Here is a 21352-nt window from a genome sequence, read left to right as displayed (position 1 = left end):
AACATACATTGGGTCCGGACCGGACGGGGAACGGAGGGTGGGGGCGTGGGCGCAGGTCATGACCACCACGGCGGGATCGCACACGCCGCGCAACGGCACACCGGCCGGCTCTGGGCCGCGTTCGGCCTGCTCGCCACCCTGATGGTGGTCGAGGCGGTGACCGCCCTCGGCACCGGCTCGTTGGCCCTGCTCTCTGACGCCGGCCACATGTTCACCGACGTGCTCGGCATCGGCATGGCGCTGGCCGCGATCACCGCCGCCCGGCGGGCCGGCCGGGATCCGCAGCGCACCTTCGGCCTCTACCGGCTGGAGGTGCTCGCCGCCCTGGCCAACGCCGTCCTCCTCTCCGGGGTCGCGGTCTACGTGCTCGTCGAGGCGGTGCGCCGGTTCGACGACCCGCCCGAGGTGACCACCGGCCCGATGCTGGTGGTGGCGGTGCTCGGGCTGCTGGCGAACCTGGCCGCCTTCGCGCTGCTGCGCGAGGGCGCGAAGGAGAGCATCAACCTGCGCGGGGCGTACCTGGAGGTGGTGGCCGACCTGCTCGGCTCGGTCGGCGTGATCGCCGCCGCGGTGGTCATCGTGCTCACCGACTGGTGGTGGGCCGACCCGCTGGTCGCGGTGGCGATCGGGGTCTTCATCCTGCCGCGTACCTGGCGGTTGGGGCGGGCGGCGCTGCGCATCCTGGTCCAGGCCGCGCCGGAGCACCTCCAGGTCGACGCGGTACGCGACCGGCTGAGCGCGGTGCCGGGCGTGGTCGAGGTGCACGACCTGCACCTCTGGACGCTCACCTCCGGGATGGAGGTCGCCTCGGCCCACCTGACCACGGATCCGGCGGCCGAGGTCGGCAGCGTGCTCGCCGCCGCGCGGACCGCGCTGCACGAGGACTTCCACATCGACCACGCCACCCTCCAGGTCGAACCCGGCGAGTCGCCGGGCGTCTGCGGCCGGGTCGAGTGGTAATTAGGACAGACTTAAATCTGGGAGTGTATTGTCCGCCTATGTCGGATATACCGGTGTCATCTGGTGAGAGTGGTGTGGCCGCCGCTGCCCCTGGGACACCGGCTTCGGTAGTCTCGGACCCGGTCACCGCCGGGCGGCGCCCTCCGGCGCCTGCGGGGACCGCCGCCTAATCGCCGTGACGGCGAGCCGGGGAACCACGTCCTTGGGGTGCATCCGCGTGAGCGGTAGGGATCTTCCGTCCCGAACCCGTCAGCTAACCCGGTCGGCGGCTGACGGAAGGACATGTGCATGCCAGTAGTGGCACCCGTACGACGTACCGCCGCCCGGATGGCGGCACTGATCGCCGCGACACTCGCCCTCGGCGTCGCGGCCGGCCCGGTCACGGTGGCACCCGCCGCGGCGGCGCCCCCGCTGACGGCCCGAGCTCCCGGCGACGACCCCGAGGGAGGCACCCCCGCACTGCGCGCCCAACTCGAGGCGGCCAGCAAGGGGTGGCTCGACGCGAAGGACGCGCTCGCGAAGTCGGTCGCCCGCCAGCAGAAGATCAACCAACAACTCGCCGCCACCGAGAAGGAACTGGCGGTCCGCGACGAGAAGGTCGGCGTGATCGCCGGGCTCGCGTACCGGACCGGCCGACTCGGGCCGGCCTCGGCACTGTTGACCAGCGGCTCGCCGGAACACTTCATGGACCGGGTCGCCGCACTGGACGCGGTCGCCGCCAACGAGGACCGCGAACTGCGCGGCCTGCTGGCCACCCGCGAGCAGGCCAACCGGGCCCGGACGGCGCTGAACCGGGAGATCGCCGAGCAGCGCAAGCAGGTCGCGGTGATGGAGAAGCGCAAGCAGCAGGCCGAGCAGGCGCTGGTGGTCTCCAACCGCAAGACGGCGGCCACCCGCCCCAGCGGGGGCAGCGACTCGTCCCGGTCGACCACGGCGAAGCCGGCGCCACGCAACTCCGACGGCTCCTGGCCGTCCGAGTCGTGCAGCGTCAACGACCCGACGCCCGCCAACGGCTGCATCACCCCGCGCACGCTGCACGCGCTCAACCAGGCCAAGGCCGCCGGCTTCACCCGCTACGTCTCCTGCTACCGCTCCGGCGGGTCCGGTGAACACCCCAAGGGCCGGGCCTGCGACTTCGCCGCCCAGAAGACCGGCTTCGGCGGCGACGCCACCGGCGGTGACCGGACGTACGGCGACAACCTGGCGGCGTACTTCAAGAACAACGCCAGCCGGCTCGGCGTGCTCTACGTCATCTGGTACCGGCAGATCTGGCTGCCCAGCAGCGGGTGGAAGTCGTACAGCGGGGCCAACGGCGACCCGTCCAGCGACCACACCAACCACGTCCACCTGTCGGTCTACTGAGCCACCCCGCGCGGCCCGTCACCCCGTCCGGGGTGACGGGCCGTCGGCCGTCGTCGGCCGGACGGAAGCCTCCACCGAACCCCCCGGAAGGGGTCGCATGAGCGGCGCCGGGAGGGGAACCCTCCGGCGAGCGGAGGAGAGGCGGACACCCATGGACGGCCCCGACGGGTACGTGATGGTCTTCGCGCCGGCACCCGTGCTGACGGTCACCGTTGACCAACCGAGCGCCGAGACCGAGCTGCACCTGCACCCGGGCGGCCAGGGGGTCTGGCAGGCCCGCATGATCATGTCGCTCGGGGTGCCCGTGGTGCTCTGCGCCAGCCTCGGCGGCGAGATCGGCCAGGTACTGGAACCCCTGCTGGTCACCGAGGGGGTACGGCTCAAGCGGGTGCTGCGGGACACCGCCAGCGGTGGGTACGTGCACGACCGGCGGAACGGGGCCCGGCACGAGGTCGCCGACGTCCCCGGTCGCCCGCTGACCCGGCACGAGCTGGACGAGCTGTACAACCTGGCGCTCGGCGAGGGACTGCGCGCCCCGGTCAGCGTGCTCAGCGGCCCCGGTGAGCCGTCGATCGTCCCGCCCGACCTCTACCGGCGGTTCGCCGCCGACCTCGCCGCGAACGGCGGCCGGGTGGTCGCCGACCTCTCCGGCGAGCACCTCGACGCGGTGCTCGCCGGCGGGCTGTTCTTCCTGAAGGTCAGTCACGAGGAACTGCTCCGCGACGGCCGGGCCCGCTCGGCGGACGAGGACGAGCTGACCCGCGCCCTGTACGACCTGCACGCCGCCGGGGCCGAGACGGTGGTGGTGAGCCGGGCGGACCAGCCGGCGTTCGCCCTGGTCGACGGGGAGGTCCTGGAGGTCGTCATGCCCCGGCTGGAGGCGGCCGACCCCCGTGGCGCGGGCGACTCGATGACCGCCGGGGTGGCCGCCGTCCTCGCTGGCGGCGGCGACATCCGCACCGCGATCCGTACCGGCGCGGCGGCCGGGGCGTTGAACGTCACCCGGCACGGCCTGGGCACCGGGCGTCTCGACTCGATCGCCGGTTTGGTGGAACGGGTGCGGCTGGTTCCGGCGGGCAACCGCCCGCAGGAACGGACCACCCCGGAGGAGCTGGCCGACCGGGCGGCCGGACGATGAGCCTGCGGGTACTGGTCACCAACGACGACGGCGTCGCCGCGCCGGGACTGGCCCGGCTCGCCCAGGCGGCGGTCGAGCGTGGGCTGGACGTGGTGGTGGCGGCCCCGCTGGAGGAGGCGAGCGGCACCAGCGCCTCGATGACCGCGTTGGAGCGCGAGGGACACGTGGTGGTCCGCGACCACCCGTTGCCCGAACTGCCGGACGTGCCGGTGTACGGGGTCGGCGGCTCCCCCGGTTTCATCGTCCTGATCGCCGTGCACGGCGCGTTCGGCCCGCCGCCGTCGCTGGTGCTGTCCGGGATCAACCGGGGCGCGAACGCCGGCCGGGCGGTGCTGCACTCGGGCACGGTCGGCGCGGCGTTCACCGCCGCCGCCAACGGGTGCCGGGCGATGGCGGTCTCGCTGGACGTGCTCTCGACCGCCGACGCCACCGCCGGCAGCGGCGGCGCGGCGGTGCACCCGGCCGCCCGGGTACGCGACACCGAACGGCACTGGTCCACGGCCGCCCAGGTGGCCCTGGACCTGCTGCCCCGGCTGACCGCCGGCCCGGTGGAGAGCGTGCTCAACGTCAACTCCCCGGACCTGCCGTACGAGCGGCTCCGGGGGGTACGCCGGGCGTCCCTGGCCACGTTCGGTCAGGTGCAGATGACGGTCGCCGAGGCGGGGCACGGGTTCGTCCGTACCTCCCTCGAGGAACCGGGGCAGGCGGTGCAGCCGGGCACCGACCTGTTCTGGCTCGCCGAGGGGTACGCCTGCGTGACCGCGATCCGGGCGGTCACCGAGGTGACCGACGTGAACCTGGCCGGACTGAGCGGTGAGGATTGGCGACCGGTCTGACCCGGCCGCGCGGGGCGGTCAGGCGCCGGGCAGCACCTCGGGCTGGGGCGCGGCGGCGGCCCCGGCGAAGTACGGCTCCGGCGCGCCGAAGAGGCCGAGCAGCCCGGTCACCCAGAGCTGCCGGTGGACGAACCGGCTGGGCTCGGTGACGACCAACTTGACGCCGCTCACCTCGGCGGTCTGGAAGCCGGCGACCATCGCGCTGATGCCGACCGAGTCGATGAAGGTCACCAGCCTCATGTTCAGTTCGATCCGCGTCGGACGCCCCTTGGCGAGCACCTCGACGACGGCTTCGCGCACCTCGTACGCGGTGTCGACGTCGATCTCGCCGCGCGGGGCGATCTCGATGACGCCACCGGACAGGACCGACTTCACGATCGACAGGCTCACGCGAGCACCTCCACTCGCCCGTCTCCGGGCGCCTCATCAGTACGCGGGCCGCGACCGAGAGTATTCCTCCGACAGCCTCGGTCGCCACCCCCGGGGATGAGCAATTCACGGATCAGGAGCGACAAGTCGCCCATTTCCGGTTCTCCTTCCCCCCGGGAAACCCGGTCGCGGATCTTCGCGCACCACGACCAAGGTTAGCGGGCGCTTGTCGGGGCGGCGCACATCCGTCCGTCCTGGCGTGCCCGACCGGTAGGGTCCACCCGACCCCGGCATTGACCGGCCTGCCTAGCATCAGCCCCACGGAACCGACCGACATCGACCAGGGAGCCATAGATGATCAAGAGACTGCTCGGACTGGCGGGCGTGGGCGCCCTCCTCGCCCTCGTGCTGGCCTGCGGCTTCGGTGGTGCGGGCGATGACGACGACGATGACGACGACGACTTCGCCCGCGGCGTCGCGGTGGTGACGCTGCGCTGACCCGGGCGACCGGGCCGCCGATCACGCCCGGTGACGGTCCGCGCCGCCGGTGATCGACATCACCGACCTGGTTTGCCCGGACGCCGGACGGGGCACGTGGTATCCCGCCCGGCCGGGCCGTTCACCCGAACGGGCGACGTGGCGGACGGGTGGGCGCCATTTCGCGCCGGCCCGACGCCGTGGTCCGCTGTGACCGCCGGTACCCCGAGGAGGTAATCAGGATGATCGGATCCACCCTGCTGGAACGCCGCAGCAAGCCCGAGCGGATCGCGGACCAGGCGTGGCGACACCTGACGTCCGCAGTCGAATCGGCCGGCGACAGTGTGCGCGACACCGCCCGGTCCGCCCGACGCAACGGTCTGACCTTCGCCGACGACGCGGGCGACCTGGTCGGCGGCGCCGCCGAGCAGGCCCGCCGCCGGGCGGTGCTCGCTTTCGACGCGCTCGCCGGCCGCCGACCCGCCCTGCCCTGGGCGCTGCTCATCGGCGCCGCCCTCGCCGGGGCGGCGATCGGCTGGGCGGCCGGATCGGCGGCACGTGCCGTCGGTGGCCGGGCCGACCGGGAGGCGGACGACATCGAGTTCGTCGACGTCGACCGCCCCAACTCGCCGGCCAACCTGGACACCTGAGCCGGCCCGAACCGTCGAACCCCTGGCCACCGCGGTGGTGACCAGGGGTTCGCGCTGTTCGCGGCGCGGTCAGATGGCGGTGATGTCGGCCGGGGCCCGCTCCGCCCGGGACAGCGCCCGCAGCACCGCCGGTTGCCCGTGCCGCCGGACGGCGAGCCGGGTGAGCAGGCCGAGCACCGGGTCGATCACCTCGGCCGGCAGCTCGGGCGGGTCGATTCCGAGGCTGACCGCCAGGTCGTCGGAGTGCACGGCGATCTCCACCAGCCGGGTCACCAGATAGTCGTCGAGGGTCAGCGCCCAGCCGCCGGGTGGCACCGCCACCACCCGGTCGGCCGGAGCGTCGGCCAGCGCCGGGGCCACCCCGTCCAGCGCTGCCGAGACCTGCGCCAGCAGCGGCGCCGGCCCGGCTTCCGCCGCGCTGGCCCCGATCCGCCGGACGGCCACGTTGGCCTCCGCGTCCGGCCCGGCGTGGACCCACGGCACCCGGCCGAAGTGGGTCAGCAGGTCGATCGGCTCCTCCGACGGGACCGGCTGGTCGAGCACCGTCGGCACCCGGAGGACCTGTGCGCCGAGATGCGCCGCGAGGCCACCCACCCGGAGCCCGTCGAGCGCGCTCGGCTCGGCCCAGCGCCGGGCCACCACCGGTTCGGCGAGCAGGGCCACCGCCGAGCGGGCTGCGGTCAGGTACGCGGTCCTGGTCTGGTTCATCGACCCACCCCTCAGTCGTCAGCGGGCCTGATCGTACGGCGGACGGCCCGACTCCTGGTGGAGCCGTCGGCCGTCGGCCGGGCCACCCGGAGCGCGTTCCGTCCGGGTGGCCCGACTCGGGCCGGTCGTCGGGTCAGCGGGCGGTGCAGGTGAGCGCCGCGGGCACCCCGTTCGCTCCGGTCCAGCTCGCGAGGAAGCCGACGTTGGTGCTGGCACCGGCGGCGAGCGCGCCGTTCCAGCCGAGGTCCCGGACGGAGACCGACGCGCCGCTCTGGGTGTGCTGGCCGCCCCAGAGCTGACTGATCTGTTGGCCGTTCGGGAACGTCCAGCCCACCGTCCAGCCGGCGATCGCGGTGGTGCCGGCGTTGCGGACGGTCACCTCGCCCTGGAAGCCGCCCTGCCAGGAGCCGGTCACCTTGTACGTGGCCGTGCAGCCCGTCCCGGTGGGCGGCGGCGTGGTGGGCGGCGGGGTGGTCGGCGGGGGCGTGGTGAGCGGCGGGGTCGTCGGCGGAGGCGTGGTCGGGGGCGGGGTCGTCGGGGGCGGGGTGGTGCCGGGCGGCGGGGTGGTCGGGTCGGGGCCCAGCCGGTCGGCGACCAGGATGCCCCGGCCGTTGGTGCCCAGGTACACCCGGCCGTAGACGCGCGGGTCACCGGTGAGCGCCTCACCCGCGTTGCCGTACTGGTGCTTGTCGTCGTTGATCCGGACCCAGGTCGCGCCGACGTTGTCGGACCGGAAGACGCCGTGCTGGCCGTCGACCGTGCCGAACAGGTAGAGCGCCGGGTAGGTCTGCCCGGGGGCCGCCTTGCCGAAGCCGACGTTACCGGAGGTGCTGACGCCGGCCGACTTCGTGAAGCTGGCTCCGGAGTTGGTGGAGCGCCACAGGCCGCCCGCACCGGCGAGCCAGAGTTCGCCCTCCTTGCCGGGCAGGGCCTTGAACTTGACGTTGCCGGTGGCGGGCAGCCCGGTCGCGGCGGTGGCGGTGAAGCTGACCCCACCGTTGGTGCTGACGTAGAACTTGCCGCCGCTGAAGCCGTAGAACTTGTTCGGGTTGACCCGGTCGGACTCGACGGTCGCGTTGGCCGGGATGCCGGTCGACGCGGTCCACGAGGTCCCGAAGCCGACCGAGTGGACGACCTGCTGGCCGGCGTCGCCCGGGGCCCAGACGAAGCGGCTGCCGTCGGCCGCCGCGGCGACCGTGCCGCCGTTGTTGACCCCGCCCGGCTCGCTGCCCTGGAACCAGTTCGCGCCGCCGTCGGTGGAGAACGCGACGTGGCTGTCGTTGGGGCGGTCGGCGTCGGCGAAGTTGCCGGCCCGCACCATGACCGCCGGCTTGCTCTCGGCGAAGTCGAGGCTGGTGGTGCTGGTGAAGACCGGCTGGGTGAACATCTTGCCCGGCACGGCGGTCAGGTCGGTGTGCCGGAAGCCGCCGATGTCGCCCAGGGCGCTGACCAGCGGCGCGCCGCTCGGCGGGCTGACCAGGTCGAGGACGGCGGTCTCCTCGAGCCCCTTGACCACGGGCCGGATGGTGAACGTGCCGCCGGTGTCCCACTTGGTCAGGTCGGTGCTGCCGTAGATGGTCGCGCCGGTGCCGTACAGGAACCGGTTCGAGTCGTGCGGGTCGATCTCCACCGACTCGTTCATCCAGCCCAGCTTGGGGGTCTCCTCCGGCGGGTTCGGGTTCACCCCGAAGTCCAGCCACGGCACCGTGCTGATGTCCATGGTGTACTTCTTGCTGCGGTTGGGGTAGCTGGTGAACTCCCAGATCCGGCTCCACGTCGCGCCGCCGTCGGTGCTCCGCCAGAAGATCGCGTCCGGCCACCAGGAGATCTGCGTCGCCACCATGAGGGTGTTCGGCTGCTGCCGGTCGATGGTCAGCCCGGAGTAGCCGAAGTACGCGTCGGTGCTGCTCGACGGGATCGGGCTGATCTGCGTCCACGCGCCGGTGGCCCGGGTGAACTTCCAGACGTCACCCTTGGCCCCGTCGTACGGACCGCCGGTGTCGCTGGTGGCGAGGTAGAGGTGACCGCCGACGTGGTCCACCACCCCCTTGTGGGCGAGGTACCCGGTCGGCTGACCGGGAATCCGCTCCCAGTTGGTCCCCCCGTTGGTGCTCCGGTAGACCGGGTTCTGCTTGTCCGCCACCCCGACGTAGATGGTCTGGGTCGCGGAGCCGGCCGTACCGGTGCTCTTGTCGAAGCTGACCCAGGTCAGGCCCTGGTTCTGGCTCTGGTAGCCGCTGGAGTCGTTCGGGTCGGCGACGTAGTTGCCGACGTTCGGGAAGTTGGCGACCTTCGCCCAGGTGACGCCGTGGTCGGTGCTGCGCCACAGGCCGTTGCCGCCCTCGGCCCCGTAGTACACGATGCTGTTCCGGTTGGGGTCGACGGCGAGCCGCTCCCCCATGCCCCGGCCGGGCATGTTGCCGCCGTTCTTGAACGGCAGTTCGGTCGCCTGCCAGGTGGCGCCCTTGTCGGTCGAGCGCAGGATCGCGCCGTTGTTCGGGTCCCAGTCGTTGGTGTACATGCCGACCGCCGCGTAGACCCGGTTGGTCTGCACCGGGTCGGTGGCGAGGCTGACCACGCCGTTCCAGCCCCAGTTGTCGGTGCCGACCCAGTCGAGCAGCGGTGTCCAGGACTGGCTGGACTGCTCCCAGCGGTACGCCCCGCCGATGTCGGTGCGGGCGTAGATCAGGTTCTTCTCGGTCGGGTTGAAGACGATGCCGGGGACGAAGCCGCCACCGTCGATCCGGACGTTCTTCCAGGAGTAGGGTTCGGCCGCCGCGGCGGCGGCCGAACCGGAGGGGGCGACGGTGACCTGGACGGCCAGCACGGCCGCCGCGGCTGCCAGCACGGACGCGGCCACGCCGGCGACACTTCTCCGCATCAGCGGTTCCTCTCGGGGGGAGCGACCCCGGGCAGGGCTCCGGGGCACCCGGCACGCCGGCCTGACGGCCGCCGCCGGGCGGACGACTGATCCGGGGAGCTGCCCGACTCCCCCACCCGCGCGCTGGCTCCCGCGACCGTGGAAGGACCTCACCCTAACCGGTCGAACCCCGATTTGGAAACGCTCCCAACTAAGTCTGCCCACTCCGGAGCGGGTCCGATCAGTCCAGGTGGTACACGAACCCGTCGCCGACCTGCTCCCGCCGGATGTCCAGTCCGTCCACCGGCCGCTCGGCCACGCCCTCCCACGGGGTACCCGTCGCGTACCCGGGGAGCACCACCACCGTCCGGATCCCCCGCTGTCGCAGGTAGGCCACCGAACCCGCGTCGGGGAAGCTGAGGCTGGCCGCGCGGATCTCGGCCTGGCTGACCGGAGTGAACGAGGCCAGCCCGTTGACCGTCCGGGGAAAGCCGTCGGTGGACCAGAGCATCACGTGCAGTTCCCGGATGCCGTCGCTGGGCAGCACCAGGAGTGGTCCGTCCACCCCACGCAGCGCCGCCGGCTGTTCCGGCACCGGCACGTGCGGGGTCCGGTTAACCCCCTCCAGCAGCACCAGCGCCAGCGGTACCACCAGCACCAGCCGCCCCCAGCGGGCGAAGCGGTCGGTACGGGCGGCCGGGGCCGCCTCCGGTACGTCCTGCCCGGTCGGCTCCGCCGGTGCCGGTGCCGGTGGTGCGGCGCGGTCGGCCGGTACGCGGGTGAGTGCGCCGGCGGCCAGGATGCCGAGCAGCAGGGTGGTCCAGAGCACCAGCCGGCCGGGGGTCCGGATGCCGTCCCAGCCCGGCGCGTGCTCGACCAGGGTGGCGTAGCCCGGGTCCCCGTCGCCGAGGAACGTGGTGCCGGCGGCCAGCGCCACGCTGACCAGGACCCCGGCCAGGAGCAGCAGCCGGTGCCGCAGCCGCCAGGTGGACAGGAGGAGCCCGGAGAAGGCCAGCCCGAGCAGCACCACCCCGGGCAGCAGGGTCATCTCGTTGGGGAAGCCGAGCGTCTCCCGGGCGGCGGCGTGCCGCTCCCCCCAGAGCCAGTTCTCCGGCGGCGCGGTCAGGAAGCCACGCAGCGGCGGGGAGAACATCTCGATGTGCGCGACCGTGCGCCGGCCCTCCGGATGACGTTCGACCACCTCGAAGTAGGGGGCGGCCATCAGCAGGGCCACCCCGGCGAAGAACACCCCGCCGGCCAGGTCGGCCAGGAGCAGGCCACGCGGGAAGGGCGGCCGGCCCCGTCGCCACCAGGCCCAGCCGTAACCGGCCGCGGCGGTCAGGCAGACCAGCGCCAGCACGTACGCGAACGGCAGGCCGATGCCGAAGCCCAGGCTGACCTGCCAGGCGGCGACCACCCAGCCGGCCGCCGCCCAGCCGGGACGGGCCCGGTCCGGCCGGTAACCGTGCCGCAGCGACCAGCCGTGCCCCCGGGCCAGCATGGCCAGCGACAGTGCGATCCCGCCCACCGAGAGCACGTGCAGGTGCCCCGCCTGGGCGAGCTTCCACGGGGCGTACGCGAAGGCCGCCCCGGCCACCGCCGACCCGGCCCGCCCCGCCCCCAACTGCCGGGCCAACGCGTAGGCCCCCACGAACGCCAGGGCGTGCACCAGCACGTAGAGGAGGTTGTACCGGACCACCGCGGCCACCGGGCCGTCCCCCACCATGCCGAACGGGGCGTACCCGAGCAGGGTGTCGGAGTAGGCGTAGGTGTACGGCTCGGGGTGGAAGGTGTTCGAGTGCCACAGGCTGGTCGGGTCGGTCAGCAGGGCGTGCCCGCCCCAGGCGACCTGCCAGGCCTGGAGCGTCGGGTCCCCGGTGTCCTGCGGGATCGTCCCCGCGAGGTCCCGCAGGGTCGGCCAGGTCAGCATCGCCGCCAGCAGCAACGAGCCGAGTACCACGAGGGTCCACTCGTGCCGGGCCAACCGCCACAGCGCCCACCCGACCCGGTCCCGGAGGTGGGCCGGGGTGGGGGCCGTCTCCCGTTCGGTGCTCATCGCCCGCCCTCGTCGCCGACTGTGACTCGATCGATCCAGATCGTGCCGTACCACGGCCCGGCTGTCACGCCCGTCCCATCCGCCCGACACCGCTCCTCCGGTCCGGGTGAGGGCGGCTCACCCTCCCCACGGGCAGCATCGCGCCCGGCGGGCCAGGACACCAGCATCGCCACGGCCGGCGGATCGGGGCCTCGGCGACGCCCCGGGCCTAGGGGCCGGGACACCAGCGACGTCCCGGCCGGCGGACGAGGACACCACCGGCGGAGAGGAGCCCTCCGATGGGCAGCGCGACGATCACCCGTACCGACCACGACATCCAGGCCGACGTGCTGGACGAGCTGACCTGGGAGCCCCGGGTCCAGCCGCACGAGATCGGAGTGACCGTGACCGAGGGCGTGGTGACCCTCACCGGGTGGGTGGACGGCTACGCCAAGAAGTGGGCCGCCGAGCGGGCCGCCCACCGCGTCCCCCGCGTCCGGGCGGTCGCGAACGACCTCACCGTCCGGCTGGCCGGCTCCGCCCGGCGCACCGACGAGGAGATCGCCCTCGCCGCCGCCCGTGCCCTGGAGTGGGACGCGTTCGTGGCGGTGGAGGCGGTGGAGGTGACCGTCGCCGACGGCTGGGTGACCCTGCGGGGCCGGGTCGATTGGGAGTACCAGCGGCGGGCCGCCGACCGGGCGGTGGGACGCCTGACCGGCGTGCGCGGGGTCAGCAACGGCATCGCCGTGCGACCCCGGACCACTCCCCCGGGCCCGGAGGTCGCCGCCGGCATCCTCCGCGCGCTGGAGCGGGGCGTCGCCGCCGACACCGTCCGGGTCTCGGTCGACGTGTACGACGACACCGTCGTCCTGGACGGGGTGGTCCGGTCCACGGCGCAGCGGGCGGAGGCGGAACGGATCGCCTGGTCCGCCCCGGGCGTGACCGAGGTGCACAACCGCCTCCTGGTCCGGACCACCCCGGCGGGGTGAACCGGGCTCACCCGTAGCGCCCGCAGGCTGGAACCCGTGACCGGCCCTGGGCCGTGCCGACCGGCGCGGACCGCCGGGCCGGGCCGACGGGGAGGAGGTGAGCGGCGCGATGACCACGTCGCTCCAGGTCACCATGGCCCGCCTGCGGGTGCCGGTGACCGACGCCGACCACGCACGGGGCCCGGTGGACGCGCCGGTGACCCTCGTCGAGTACGCCGACTTCCAGTGCCGACACTGCGGCGCGGCCTACCGGAACCTGCGGGACGTGCTGCGCCAGCGGGGCGACCTGGTCCGACTGGTCTACCGGCACTTCCCGATCACCAACGTCCACCCGTACGCGGACAGCGCGGCCCAGGTCGCCGAGGCGGCCGGGCGGCGCGGCCGGTTCTGGGAGATGCACGACTGGTTGTACGAACACCAGGACCAGCTCGACCCGGTGCACCTGACGGTCGGCGTCGAGCAGCTGGGGATCTCCCCCGACGAGGTGAGCGTCGAGGTGGACCAGCGGACGCACGCCGACCGGGTGCGGCGGGACTTCGTCGGGGGCATCCACAGCGGGGTGAGCGGCGTGCCGACCCTCTTCGTCAACGGCGTCTGCCACGAGGACGGGTACGCCGTGGCGGACCTGCTCACCGCCGTCGACCAGGCCACCGACGACTGACGCCCGCCCGGGTGCCGGGTGCGTGCCGGCCACACCCGGTGCTCAGATCAGGTGCAGTTCGCGGGCGCGGCGGACCGCCTCGCGGCGTCGGGTGGCGTCCAGCTTCCGGTAGATGTTGCGGACGTGCGTCTTGACGGTGTTCACCGACAGGGACAGCTCGCTGGCGATCTCCACGTTGGACAGGATGCTCTGTAGGTACCGCAGGATGGTCAGCTCCCGTTCGGTCAGCGGCTCGTCCAGTCCCCGGCCGGGCTCGCCACCGCACCGCGCCGCCTCGTCGGCGCCGGTCGGATCGCCGAGCCGGAGCAGGTCCGTGACGAAGGCCCAGTGCGCGGTGCCGGAGTCCAGGTGCGCGGCGAGCAGGTCCCGCACCCCGGGCACGGCGTCCGTGAACACCCGCCGATGCCCGTCCACCGCGGCCAGCTCCAGCACCCGTTCCAGCACCCGGCCGGCGCGGCGGGTGTCGCCGGCCCGTCGGGCGAGCAGGGCGTCGAGCAGGCCGGCGTCGAGGCGTACCGACACCGGCCACCGGTCGGCGGCCGGGGTGTCCCACGGAGGCAGCACGCGGCCGGCCGCCGCCGGATCACCGGCGTACAGCTCGACCCGGGCGCGCGCCACGGCCAACTCCGGGTTGGCCGGTGCCGGACCGGCGGCGGCGTCCAGCAGTTCCCGGGCGGTGGCCGGGTCGCCGCGTACCGCGCAGTGGTCGGCCTCGGCGGCGAGCAGCCGGTCGGCCAGCGCCTGGGCACGGGGGCGGTCGGTCAGCCGGTGGCGGGCTCCGGCCAGCGCATGCTGGGCGGCGACCGGGTCGCGCCCGAGCTGCGCCCGGCAGAACGCGGCGACGGCGGCCACCGTGGGGTCGTGGCCGGGGCCGTCGGCGCGCGCCAGGTCCGCCTCGGCCTCGCCGGGCCGGTCCCGGCCCAGCGCCACGACCGCCAGGGCCAGGTACGCGTGACCACGGTCAGCCGGGGTCACCGGGCCCCCGAGCGTCTCCCGGGCGTCCTGCTCGGCCTCGCGGAGCCGGCCGTGCCACGCCGCGGCCAGGGCGGACCGGCTGCGGCAGAGCAGCTCGGTGCGGGTCCGGCCCGCCTGCCGGGCCTCGGCGGACAGCCGGTCGAAGGCGGTCCCGGCGCCGGGCAGGTCGCCCTCGGCCAGGTCGGCGAGCGCGTCGGCGGTGCCGGCGACCAGGTGTCCGTCGGCCCGGTCACCGACGCCCGAGCGGGGGTCGTCGCCGGGGCCGGTCGACGAGCCGACCAGCCCGCGCAGCCGGCTGGCGGCGGCGCGTACCCCGGCCGGGTCCCCGGCCAGCCGGGCCAGCGCGATCTCCAACGCGGCGACCAGCCACCGGAGTCGGTCCCGGCGCGGCGCGGGCAGGTCGCGGGCGGCGGCGACCGCGACGCGCAGGTGGTGGGCGGCGGCGGAGGGGTCGGCGGACCGGGCGTGGTCGAGAGCGAGGGCCAGGGCCAGTTCCGGGTCCCGGTCGACCCGGCCGACCGGTGGGGCGGGCGGTGGTGCTCCGGCCGGCTCCGGGTCGTACGGGACCAGCTCCGGCCAGCCGACGACCACCAGGTCGGCGGCGCGCTCCCAGTCGCCGGCGGCGAGCGCGTGCCGCAGCGCGTCGGCCGACCGGCCCTGCCCGGCGTACCAGTCCGCGGCCCGGGAGTGCAGCTCGCGCAGCTCTCCGTCGGGCCGCTTGGCCAGGTCGGCGCGGAGCAGGTCGGCCAGCAGCGGTTGGCAGCGGTACCAGCCGGAGCGTAGGCCGTCGGGGTGCAGGAACCCGGTGGACCGGACGAGGTCGGCGAGCCGCCCGTCCCCGCCGGCCGGCCCGGTCAGCGCGGCGGCCAGGTCGTCGCAGACCGTGCCGGTCACCGCGAGCCGTCGCAGCAGGTCGACGTCGGCGCCGGGCAACCCGGCGAGGACCTCGTCCCGCAGGTACCCGGCGACGTCCGGCTGTTCCCCACCGAACCCGGTGACCGCGGCGGCCGGGTCGGCGGCGGTCCGGGCGGCCAACGCGGCGAAACACAGTCCCGCCGGCCAGCCTCCGGTGCGCTCGCGGAGCGTCGGCACCGAGGCGGGGGGCACCACCACCCCGTGCGTGGTCAGCAGCTCGGTGACCTCGTCGGTGGTGAACGCCAGCTCGTCGGCGTCGATCTCGGTCAGCTCGCCGCGCAGCCGCCACCGGTGCAGCGGCAGCGCCGGATCGGTTCGCGCCGCGACCAGCAGGCGCAGCTGCCCGGCGTGGCGGAGCAGGAACTCCAGCCCGGCCAGGGCCGCCGGTTCGGTCACCCGGTGCAGGTCGTCCAGGACGAGCACGACCGGGCGGTCCCGTCCGGCGAGGGCGGCGGCGAGCAGTTCCAGGTGGTCGGACCGGTCGGCCGGCAGGTCCGTGACACCCAGCGCGGCGGCCAGGTACGACCAGAGCCGCGCCGCGGTGTCGCCCGGCTCGACGCAGAGCCAGGTCGGCGTCGACCCGGCCGTCCGGGCCCAGGCGGCGAGCAGGGTGCTCTTGCCCCAGCCCGCAGGTGCCCGGACCAGGGTGACCGGCCCGTCGGTACCCGCGTCCAGCCGGCGCAGCAGCCGGGGGCGGTGCACCACCGGCTCCGGCAGCGGGGGCGCGGTCAACCGGGACGCCAGCAGCGGCACGGTCGGACCCGCCCCGCTCGACTGCTCCGGCATCTGTCGGCCTCCCCGTGCTCCCCGGTCGCGGCCGGCGGTTACCCGGCCTCACGCCGTTCACCCCTTCGGGGGGAACCGGCTTCACCCGCCCGGTCGGCAGACTGCGGGGAGTCCGGCGGTACGTCGCCGGCCGGGAGACGGCGACGACGGAAGGCGGGTGACGATCCGTGGTACGCGCGAGGCGGCCGGTGCCGGTCGGGCGGTGGCAGGTGGTCACGGTGGACCGTCCGGTCGAGGAGGTGCTGCCCGGCGGACGGCTGCCGGAGCCGCTGGCCCGGCTCGGCGACGGGGTGCAGGTGCGGTTGCGCACGGCCCCGGGTGACCGGGGGACCGAACTGGCCGTCCGCGCCCCCGACGGCCGTTTCGCGGGGCTGGCCGCACACCTGGTCGGCGACGACCCGGACCAGGTGCTCCGGGCCGCGCTGCGGGAGGTACGGCAGCGCGCCGAGATTGGGGAACCGCTACGGCCGGACCGGCCCCGCACCGAACGGGCGGCGCCCGGATGAGGGCGCTGTGCTGGCAGGGTGACCGGCTGGCCGTCGCCGAGGTGCCCGATCCGGAGCTGCGCAACGGGCACGACGCCATCGTGCGGGTCCGGTGCAGCGCCACGTGCGGAACCGACCTGCACCTGATCGACGGCGGCGTCCTGGGCCCCGGGGACGTACTCGGGCACGAGTTCCTCGGCGAGGTGGTGGCGGTGGGTCCCCGGGTACGGCGGCACCGGGTCGGCGACCGGGTGGTGGTCGCCTCCGTGGTGGCCTGCGGCCGCTGCCGGTACTGCCGGCAGGGCCAGCACTCCTGCTGCGACAACGGCAGCGTCGACCCGGTCGCCGCGGAACTGGCCTGGGGGCAGGCGCCCGCCGGCTGCTACGGCCACCCGTCGGCCGGTGGCGGCTTCGCCGGCAGTCACGCCGAGTACGTGCGGGTGCCGTACGCCGACGTCGGCGCGTTCACCGTGCCGGACGGCGTACCCGACGAGCGGGCCGTGTTCGCCTCGGACGCCGCACCGACCGGCTGGACGGCGGTGGACGTCGGCGGGGTGCGTCCGGGGGACGTCGTCGCGGTCTGGGGCGCGGGCGCGGTCGGGCAGCTGGTCGCCCGGGCGGCGGTGCTGCGGGGCGCGGCACGGGTCGTCGTGGTCGACCGGCACGACGAGCGGCTGCGCATGGTCGAACGGCACACCGGCGCGGAGACGGTGCACTACCGGCACGCCGACGTCACCGCCGAGTTGCGCGAACGCAGTGGTGGCCGGGGCCCGGACGTGTGCGTCGAGGCGGCCGGCGCGGTGGGCGGCTCCCGGTCGCTGGCCGATCGGCTGCGCCGTGCCCCCCGCACCCCGTTGGCACTGCGGGAGGCGGTGCACGCCTGCCGCAAGGGCGGGACCGTGGTCGTGCTGGGTGACGTCACCGACTTCGTGGACACCTTCCCGGCCGGTGCGGTGGTACGCAAGGAGCTGACCGTACGCGGGGCGCGTCCGCACGGCCCCCGGCACATCCCGACCCTGCTGGAGCAGATGGCCCGCGGCGAACTGCGCACCGAGCACCTGGCCACCCACCGGCTCCCGCTGGACCGGGGACCGGAGGGGTACGCCCTGTTCCGAAACCGGACGGACGGCTGCGTCCGCGTCCTCTTCTCCCCCGGCTGAGCCGGTTACCGCCGCCGGCTGAGCCGTTCCCGTCGCCGGCTGAGCCGGTTGCCGGCCGCCAGCACCGCAGACACCCCCCACGGGTGGGAGACTCGGCATCGTGTCCGCATCCCGCCCGTACGACCTCGTCCTGTTCGGCGCGACCGGCTTCACCGGGGCGCTGACCGCCGCCTACCTGGCCCGCACCGCCCCGGCCGGGCTCCGTTGGGCGCTGGCCGGGCGCAACCCGGACAAGCTCGCCGGGGTGCGCGACCGCCTCGCCGCCGTCGACCCGGAGCTGGCCGGGCTGCCGCTGCTGACCGCCGACGTGACCGATCCGGAGTCGCTGCGCGCGGTGGCGGAGAGCAGCCGGGTGGTGGTCAGCACCGTCGGCCCCTACCTGCGGTACGGGGAGCCGCTGGTCGCCGCCTGTGCCCGGTCCGGCACCGACTACCTGGACATCACCGGTGAGCCGGAGTTCGTCGACCTGATGTACCTGCGGTACCACGCCGAGGCCGAACGGACCGGGGCCCGGCTGGTGCACACCTGCGGCTTCGACTCGATCCCGTACGACCTGGGGGTCTGGTTCACCCTCAAGCACCTGCCCACGGACGGGCCGGTCGCCGTCGACGGGTTCGTCCGGGCCGGTGGGCGGTTCTCCGCCGGGACGTACCACTCGGCGTTGACCGCGTTCGAGCGGTCGACGCAGATGAGCCGCACGGCGCGCCAGCGCCGGGCCGCCGAGCCCCGGCCGGCGGGACGCCGGGTGCGGGCCGTACCGGGGCGCATCGGTCGCCGGGCGGACCTGGGCTTCTGGGCGGTACCGCTGCCCACCATCGACCCGCAGGTGGTCCGCCGCTCGGCGGCGGCCCGGCCGGAGTACGGCCCGGACTTCACCTACCGGCACTTCGCGGCGGTGAAGCGGCTGCCGACGGTGCTGGCCGGCGCGGTCGGTCTCGGGGCGGTGGCCGGACTGGTGAAGGTGCCGCCGACCCGGCGCTGGCTGCACGGCCGGCTCGCCTCCGGACAGGGGCCGACGCCCGAACAGCGGGCGACGTCGTGGTTCCGGGTGCGGTTCGTGGGCACCGGCGGCGGGCGGCGGGTGGTCACCGAGGTGGCCGGCGGGGACCCCGGGTACGACGAGACCGCCAAGATGCTCGCCGAGTCGGCACTCTGCCTGGCGCTGGACGACCTGCCGGCCACCGCCGGCCAGGTGACCCCGGTGACCGCGATGGGGGACGCGCTGCTGGAGCGCCTGGTCCGGGCCGGCATCACCGTCAGGGTGATCGACGCCGGCACGCCGACCGGCAACGGGCCGACCGGCGGCGCACCGGCCGGCAACGGGCCGACCGGCGGGACGGGTTGACCCTCGACCAGGTCGAGGGACCAGCATCGGTGCTCGTGGAGAGGGAACTGCTCAGCATCGGCGAGCTGGCCCGGGCCAGTGGCCTGACGGTGAGCGCGCTGCGCTTCTACGACCGGGCCCGGGTACTGACCCCGGCCTGGGTGGATGCGCACACCGGGTACCGCTGGTACACCGGCGACCAGGTGCGCGCGGCGCGACTGGTCGCCGGGCTGCGCCGGGTGGGGATGCCGCTGGCCGGCATCACCGCCGCCGTCGCCGCCGCCGAACCGGCGGTGGTGCACGGGCTGCTCGACGCGCACCTGCACCGGCTCGAGGACGGGCTCGTCGACGCCCGCCGTGAACTCTCCCGGATCCGTGCCCTGCTCGATCACGAGGAGATCGTCATGACCACCCGACTCACCCTGCCCGCCACCGCCCTGGCCGCCGCGTTCGACGCGGTCCGTTTCGCCGTGGGCAGCGACCCGGAGCTGCCGCAGCTCGCCACCGTCCTGGTGGACGTGGGCCCGGACACCCTGACCCTGGTCGCCACCGACCGGTTCCGGCTGGCGGTGGCCGGTGCGCCCGCCGCCGTCACCGGCCCGCCGCTGCGGGTGCCGGTCCCGGTGGACGTCGCCGACCGGGTGCGCGCGCTGCTCGCCGCCGACCCGGCCGGGGACGCGTCCCTGACCGTGGACGCCGAAGGGATCACCGTCGCGGTCGGCGGCGAACAGGTCACCGGTTCCGCCGTCGACGTGGACTACCCCGACCACCGGCGGCTGCTGCGCAACCCGGTCGCCGCCGCGCCGGCCCGCCGGGCGACGGTGGACGTGCCGGCGCTGCGGGCCACCCTGGGCGGTGCGCCCACCGTCGTGCGCGAGCACGACGGGACGCGGTACGAGGTCACGGTGCTCAGCGTGGACGACCGGGGCGGCCTGGACGTGGTCGACGGTGACCAGGCCCCGACCGGGGACGACCTGCGGGTCGGGGTGAACCGGGAGTTCCTGCTCGACGCCCTGGAGGCGGCGGGCGGGGGGCAGCTCGTGCTGGAGCTGGACGGGCCGATCACCCCGCTGGCCGTGCGCCGCCCCGACGACGACTCGACCTACTCGCTGCTGATGCCGATCAAGCTCTGACGCCTCCCGGCGCCGTCCCCCTCCCGGGCGCGGTTCCGGCGATGTCGGGGCTTCCTGTCCGAGTGATGCCCCGATATCGCCGATCCAGGGAGGGCGGACCGCCAGGCGGCCGGGCGCGCGGGGGGCGCCCGGCCGGCGGGGGCGCGACGGTACCATCTGGTGGTCCCACCCGACGGCCCCGGACGGAGCGTACGGAGCAGCATGCTCGACATGGAGTTGATCCGGAAGGATCGGGAGGCGGTCGCGTCCGCGCTCGCCAAGCGGCTCGATCCCGCCGAGGTCACGCGGGCCCTTGACGAGATCGGGCAGCTCGACCAGGACCGACGCGCCCTGATCAGTGCCATCGACGCCGAGCGGCAGCGCCGCAAGGCGGAGGCGCGGGCGTACGCGGCGGCCAAGCGCGCCGGCACCGAGCCCGAGGTCTCCGCCCCCGAGGCGGGCCGCAAGCAGCTCGCCGAGCTGGAGGCCGAGCTGGACGAGGTGCAGTCCCGGCTGCGCGCCAGCATGAGCGAGCTGCCGAACCTGCCCGCCGACGACGTGCTCCCCGGTGGCAAGGAGGCCAACCGGGTGGTCAAGGTCTTCGGCGAGCCGCCGGCGATCGAGAAGGTCCGCGACCACGTGGAGCTGTCCCGCGCCCTCGGCCTGGTCGACCACGAGCGCGGCGTCAAGCTCGGTGGCTCCGGCTTCTGGATGTACACCGGGTGGGGGGCGCGACTGGAGTGGGCGCTGCTCAACTGGTTCGTCGACCGGCACATCGCCGCCGGGTACGAGTTCCTCCTACCGCCGCACCTGCTGCTGCACAGCGCCGGGTACGCCGCCGGGCAGTTCCCCAAGTTCCACGACGACGTCTACCACCTCGACCGGGAGTCCACCGCGCGCGGGCAGTTCCTGCTGCCGACGTCGGAGACGGCGATCCTCGGCGCGTACCAGGACGAGATCCTCGACCCGGCGAAGCTGCCGCTGAAGGCGTTCGCCTACACCCCCTGCTACCGGCGGGAGTCGGCCGGCTCGCACTCGGACGAGCGCGGCACCGTCCGGGGCCACCAGTTCAACAAGGTGGAGATCTTCCAGTTCACCCTGCCCGAGCAGGCGGACGCGGCGCTGGAGGAGATGCTCGCCCACGCGGAGAGCCTGGTGGAGGGGTTGGGCCTGCACTACCAGCGCACCCTGCTCTCCGCCGGGGACGCCAGCGCGTCCATGAAGAAGACCCTCGACATTGAGGTGTGGATGCCGAGCACCGGCAAGTACAAGGAGGTCTCGTCGGTCTCCTGGGCCGGCGACTACCAGGCTCGCCGGGCGGCCATCCGGTACAAGGAGCCGGGCGGCAAGCAGACCCGCTTCGTGCACACGCTGAACGGGTCGGCGCTGGCCACCAGCCGGCTCTTCCCGGCGATCCTGGAGCAGTTCCAGCAGCCCGACGGCTCGGTGCTGGTGCCCGAGGTGCTCCGCGACCGGCTCGGCACCGACCGCCTGGTCCCGCCCGGCCGCTGATCCTTGCCGAGCGGTCACCCTGCACCCGGTCGGGTGCA

18 protein-coding genes and 1 riboswitch are annotated in these 21352 nt (G+C 74.6%); of the genes, 13 read left to right on the top strand and 5 right to left on the bottom strand.

The genetic code is table 11. The features are described from left to right. Window positions 1-45 precede the first annotated feature (45 nt). From AB0F58_RS10085 to AB0F58_RS10070, 4 genes are all read left to right on the top strand, one after another. Complete coding sequence (locus AB0F58_RS10085; RefSeq protein WP_357140721.1) at window positions 46-960, top strand: cation diffusion facilitator family transporter; 915 nt, start codon at window positions 46-48, stop codon at window positions 958-960. Window positions 961-1113: 153 nt separating this feature from the next. After that, a riboswitch (cyclic di-AMP (ydaO/yuaA leader) is annotated at window positions 1114-1244 on the top strand. Window positions 1245-1248: 4 nt separating this feature from the next. Then, window positions 1249-2322 carry a hypothetical protein gene (locus tag AB0F58_RS10080; RefSeq protein ID WP_357140719.1) on the top strand — a complete coding sequence of 358 codons (1074 nt, stop codon included), beginning with the start codon at window positions 1249-1251 and terminating at the stop codon, window positions 2320-2322. 151 nt (window positions 2323-2473) lie between these two features. Next, a complete protein-coding gene (locus AB0F58_RS10075; protein WP_357140716.1) occupies window positions 2474-3460 on the top strand; it encodes a PfkB family carbohydrate kinase in 987 nt (328 codons plus the stop codon). Beyond that, the gene (locus AB0F58_RS10070; RefSeq protein WP_357140713.1) at window positions 3457-4296 is read left to right on the top strand and encodes a 5'/3'-nucleotidase SurE; all 840 of its coding nucleotides are present in this window, start codon (window positions 3457-3459) and stop codon (window positions 4294-4296) included. Before AB0F58_RS10075 ends, AB0F58_RS10070 begins: the two co-directional genes overlap by 4 nt. An 18-nt stretch (window positions 4297-4314) precedes the next feature. Here the strand turns inward: AB0F58_RS10070 and AB0F58_RS10065 are convergent, their stop codons facing one another. Continuing rightward, entirely contained in the window at window positions 4315-4686 is a 372-nt protein-coding gene (locus AB0F58_RS10065) for an STAS domain-containing protein (RefSeq protein WP_357140710.1), read from the bottom strand. 333 nt (window positions 4687-5019) lie between these two features. On the opposite strand from AB0F58_RS10065, the gene AB0F58_RS10060 reads away from it, so the two are divergent. After that, window positions 5020-5163: a hypothetical protein gene (locus AB0F58_RS10060; protein ID WP_157748954.1), complete on the top strand. Its 144-nt coding sequence runs from the start codon at window positions 5020-5022 to the stop codon at window positions 5161-5163. A 221-nt stretch (window positions 5164-5384) separates the two neighbouring features. Next, entirely contained in the window at window positions 5385-5792 is a 408-nt protein-coding gene (locus tag AB0F58_RS10055; RefSeq protein WP_357140705.1) for a hypothetical protein, read from the top strand. A gap of 69 nt (window positions 5793-5861) precedes the next feature. On the opposite strand, the gene AB0F58_RS10050 is transcribed toward AB0F58_RS10055, so the two are convergent. The 3 genes from AB0F58_RS10050 to AB0F58_RS10040 form a co-directional block, all read right to left on the bottom strand. Further along, complete coding sequence (locus AB0F58_RS10050) at window positions 5862-6500, bottom strand: maleylpyruvate isomerase N-terminal domain-containing protein (protein WP_357140702.1); 639 nt, start codon at window positions 6498-6500, stop codon at window positions 5862-5864. A gap of 133 nt (window positions 6501-6633) precedes the next feature. Then, complete coding sequence (locus tag AB0F58_RS10045; protein ID WP_357140699.1) at window positions 6634-9381, bottom strand: cellulose binding domain-containing protein; 2748 nt, start codon at window positions 9379-9381, stop codon at window positions 6634-6636. 220 nt (window positions 9382-9601) lie between these two features. Next, window positions 9602-11416 (bottom strand): hypothetical protein, encoded by a 1815-nt coding sequence (locus AB0F58_RS10040; protein WP_357140696.1) that lies wholly within the window; start codon window positions 11414-11416, stop codon window positions 9602-9604. 278 nt (window positions 11417-11694) lie between these two features. Here AB0F58_RS10040 and AB0F58_RS10035 point away from each other — a divergent pair, with 278 nt between their 5' ends. Together AB0F58_RS10035 and AB0F58_RS10030 are read left to right on the top strand one after the other, a co-directional pair. Further along, window positions 11695-12384 carry a BON domain-containing protein gene (locus tag AB0F58_RS10035; protein ID WP_357140693.1) on the top strand — a complete coding sequence of 230 codons (690 nt, stop codon included), beginning with the start codon at window positions 11695-11697 and terminating at the stop codon, window positions 12382-12384. Window positions 12385-12493: 109 nt separating this feature from the next. Then, window positions 12494-13045 carry a DsbA family protein gene (locus AB0F58_RS10030; protein ID WP_357140690.1) on the top strand — a complete coding sequence of 184 codons (552 nt, stop codon included), beginning with the start codon at window positions 12494-12496 and terminating at the stop codon, window positions 13043-13045. Between the two features lie 42 nt (window positions 13046-13087). Here the strand turns inward: AB0F58_RS10030 and AB0F58_RS10025 are convergent, their stop codons facing one another. Continuing rightward, window positions 13088-15721, bottom strand: coding sequence for a LuxR C-terminal-related transcriptional regulator (locus AB0F58_RS10025; protein WP_357140688.1), 2634 nt, complete (start codon window positions 15719-15721; stop codon window positions 13088-13090). A 218-nt stretch (window positions 15722-15939) separates the two neighbouring features. Between AB0F58_RS10025 and AB0F58_RS10020 the strand changes: the two genes are divergently transcribed. From AB0F58_RS10020 to serS, 5 genes are all read left to right on the top strand, one after another. Further along, a complete protein-coding gene (locus AB0F58_RS10020; RefSeq protein WP_357140686.1) occupies window positions 15940-16227 on the top strand; it encodes a hypothetical protein in 288 nt (95 codons plus the stop codon). Then, the gene (locus tag AB0F58_RS10015; RefSeq protein WP_357140683.1) at window positions 16224-17366 is read left to right on the top strand and encodes an alcohol dehydrogenase catalytic domain-containing protein; all 1143 of its coding nucleotides are present in this window, start codon (window positions 16224-16226) and stop codon (window positions 17364-17366) included. Before AB0F58_RS10020 ends, AB0F58_RS10015 begins: the two co-directional genes overlap by 4 nt. 100 nt (window positions 17367-17466) lie before the next feature. Further along, complete coding sequence (locus AB0F58_RS10010; protein ID WP_357140681.1) at window positions 17467-18711, top strand: saccharopine dehydrogenase NADP-binding domain-containing protein; 1245 nt, start codon at window positions 17467-17469, stop codon at window positions 18709-18711. A 47-nt stretch (window positions 18712-18758) separates the two neighbouring features. Further along, on the top strand, window positions 18759-19823 hold the full coding sequence (locus AB0F58_RS10005; RefSeq protein ID WP_357141794.1) for a MerR family transcriptional regulator: 1065 nt from the start codon (window positions 18759-18761) through the stop codon (window positions 19821-19823). Window positions 19824-20024: 201 nt separating this feature from the next. Then, the gene (gene serS, locus AB0F58_RS10000; RefSeq protein WP_357140679.1) at window positions 20025-21314 is read left to right on the top strand and encodes a serine--tRNA ligase; all 1290 of its coding nucleotides are present in this window, start codon (window positions 20025-20027) and stop codon (window positions 21312-21314) included. Window positions 21315-21352: the final 38 nt, after the last annotated feature.

It is taken from the genome of Micromonospora sp. NPDC023956, from assembly GCF_040639195.1.
Classification (GTDB): domain Bacteria; phylum Actinomycetota; class Actinomycetes; order Mycobacteriales; family Micromonosporaceae; genus Micromonospora.
The sequence above is the reverse complement of the archived record's forward strand: the minus strand, read 5'-3'. Positions and strand labels throughout refer to the sequence as shown.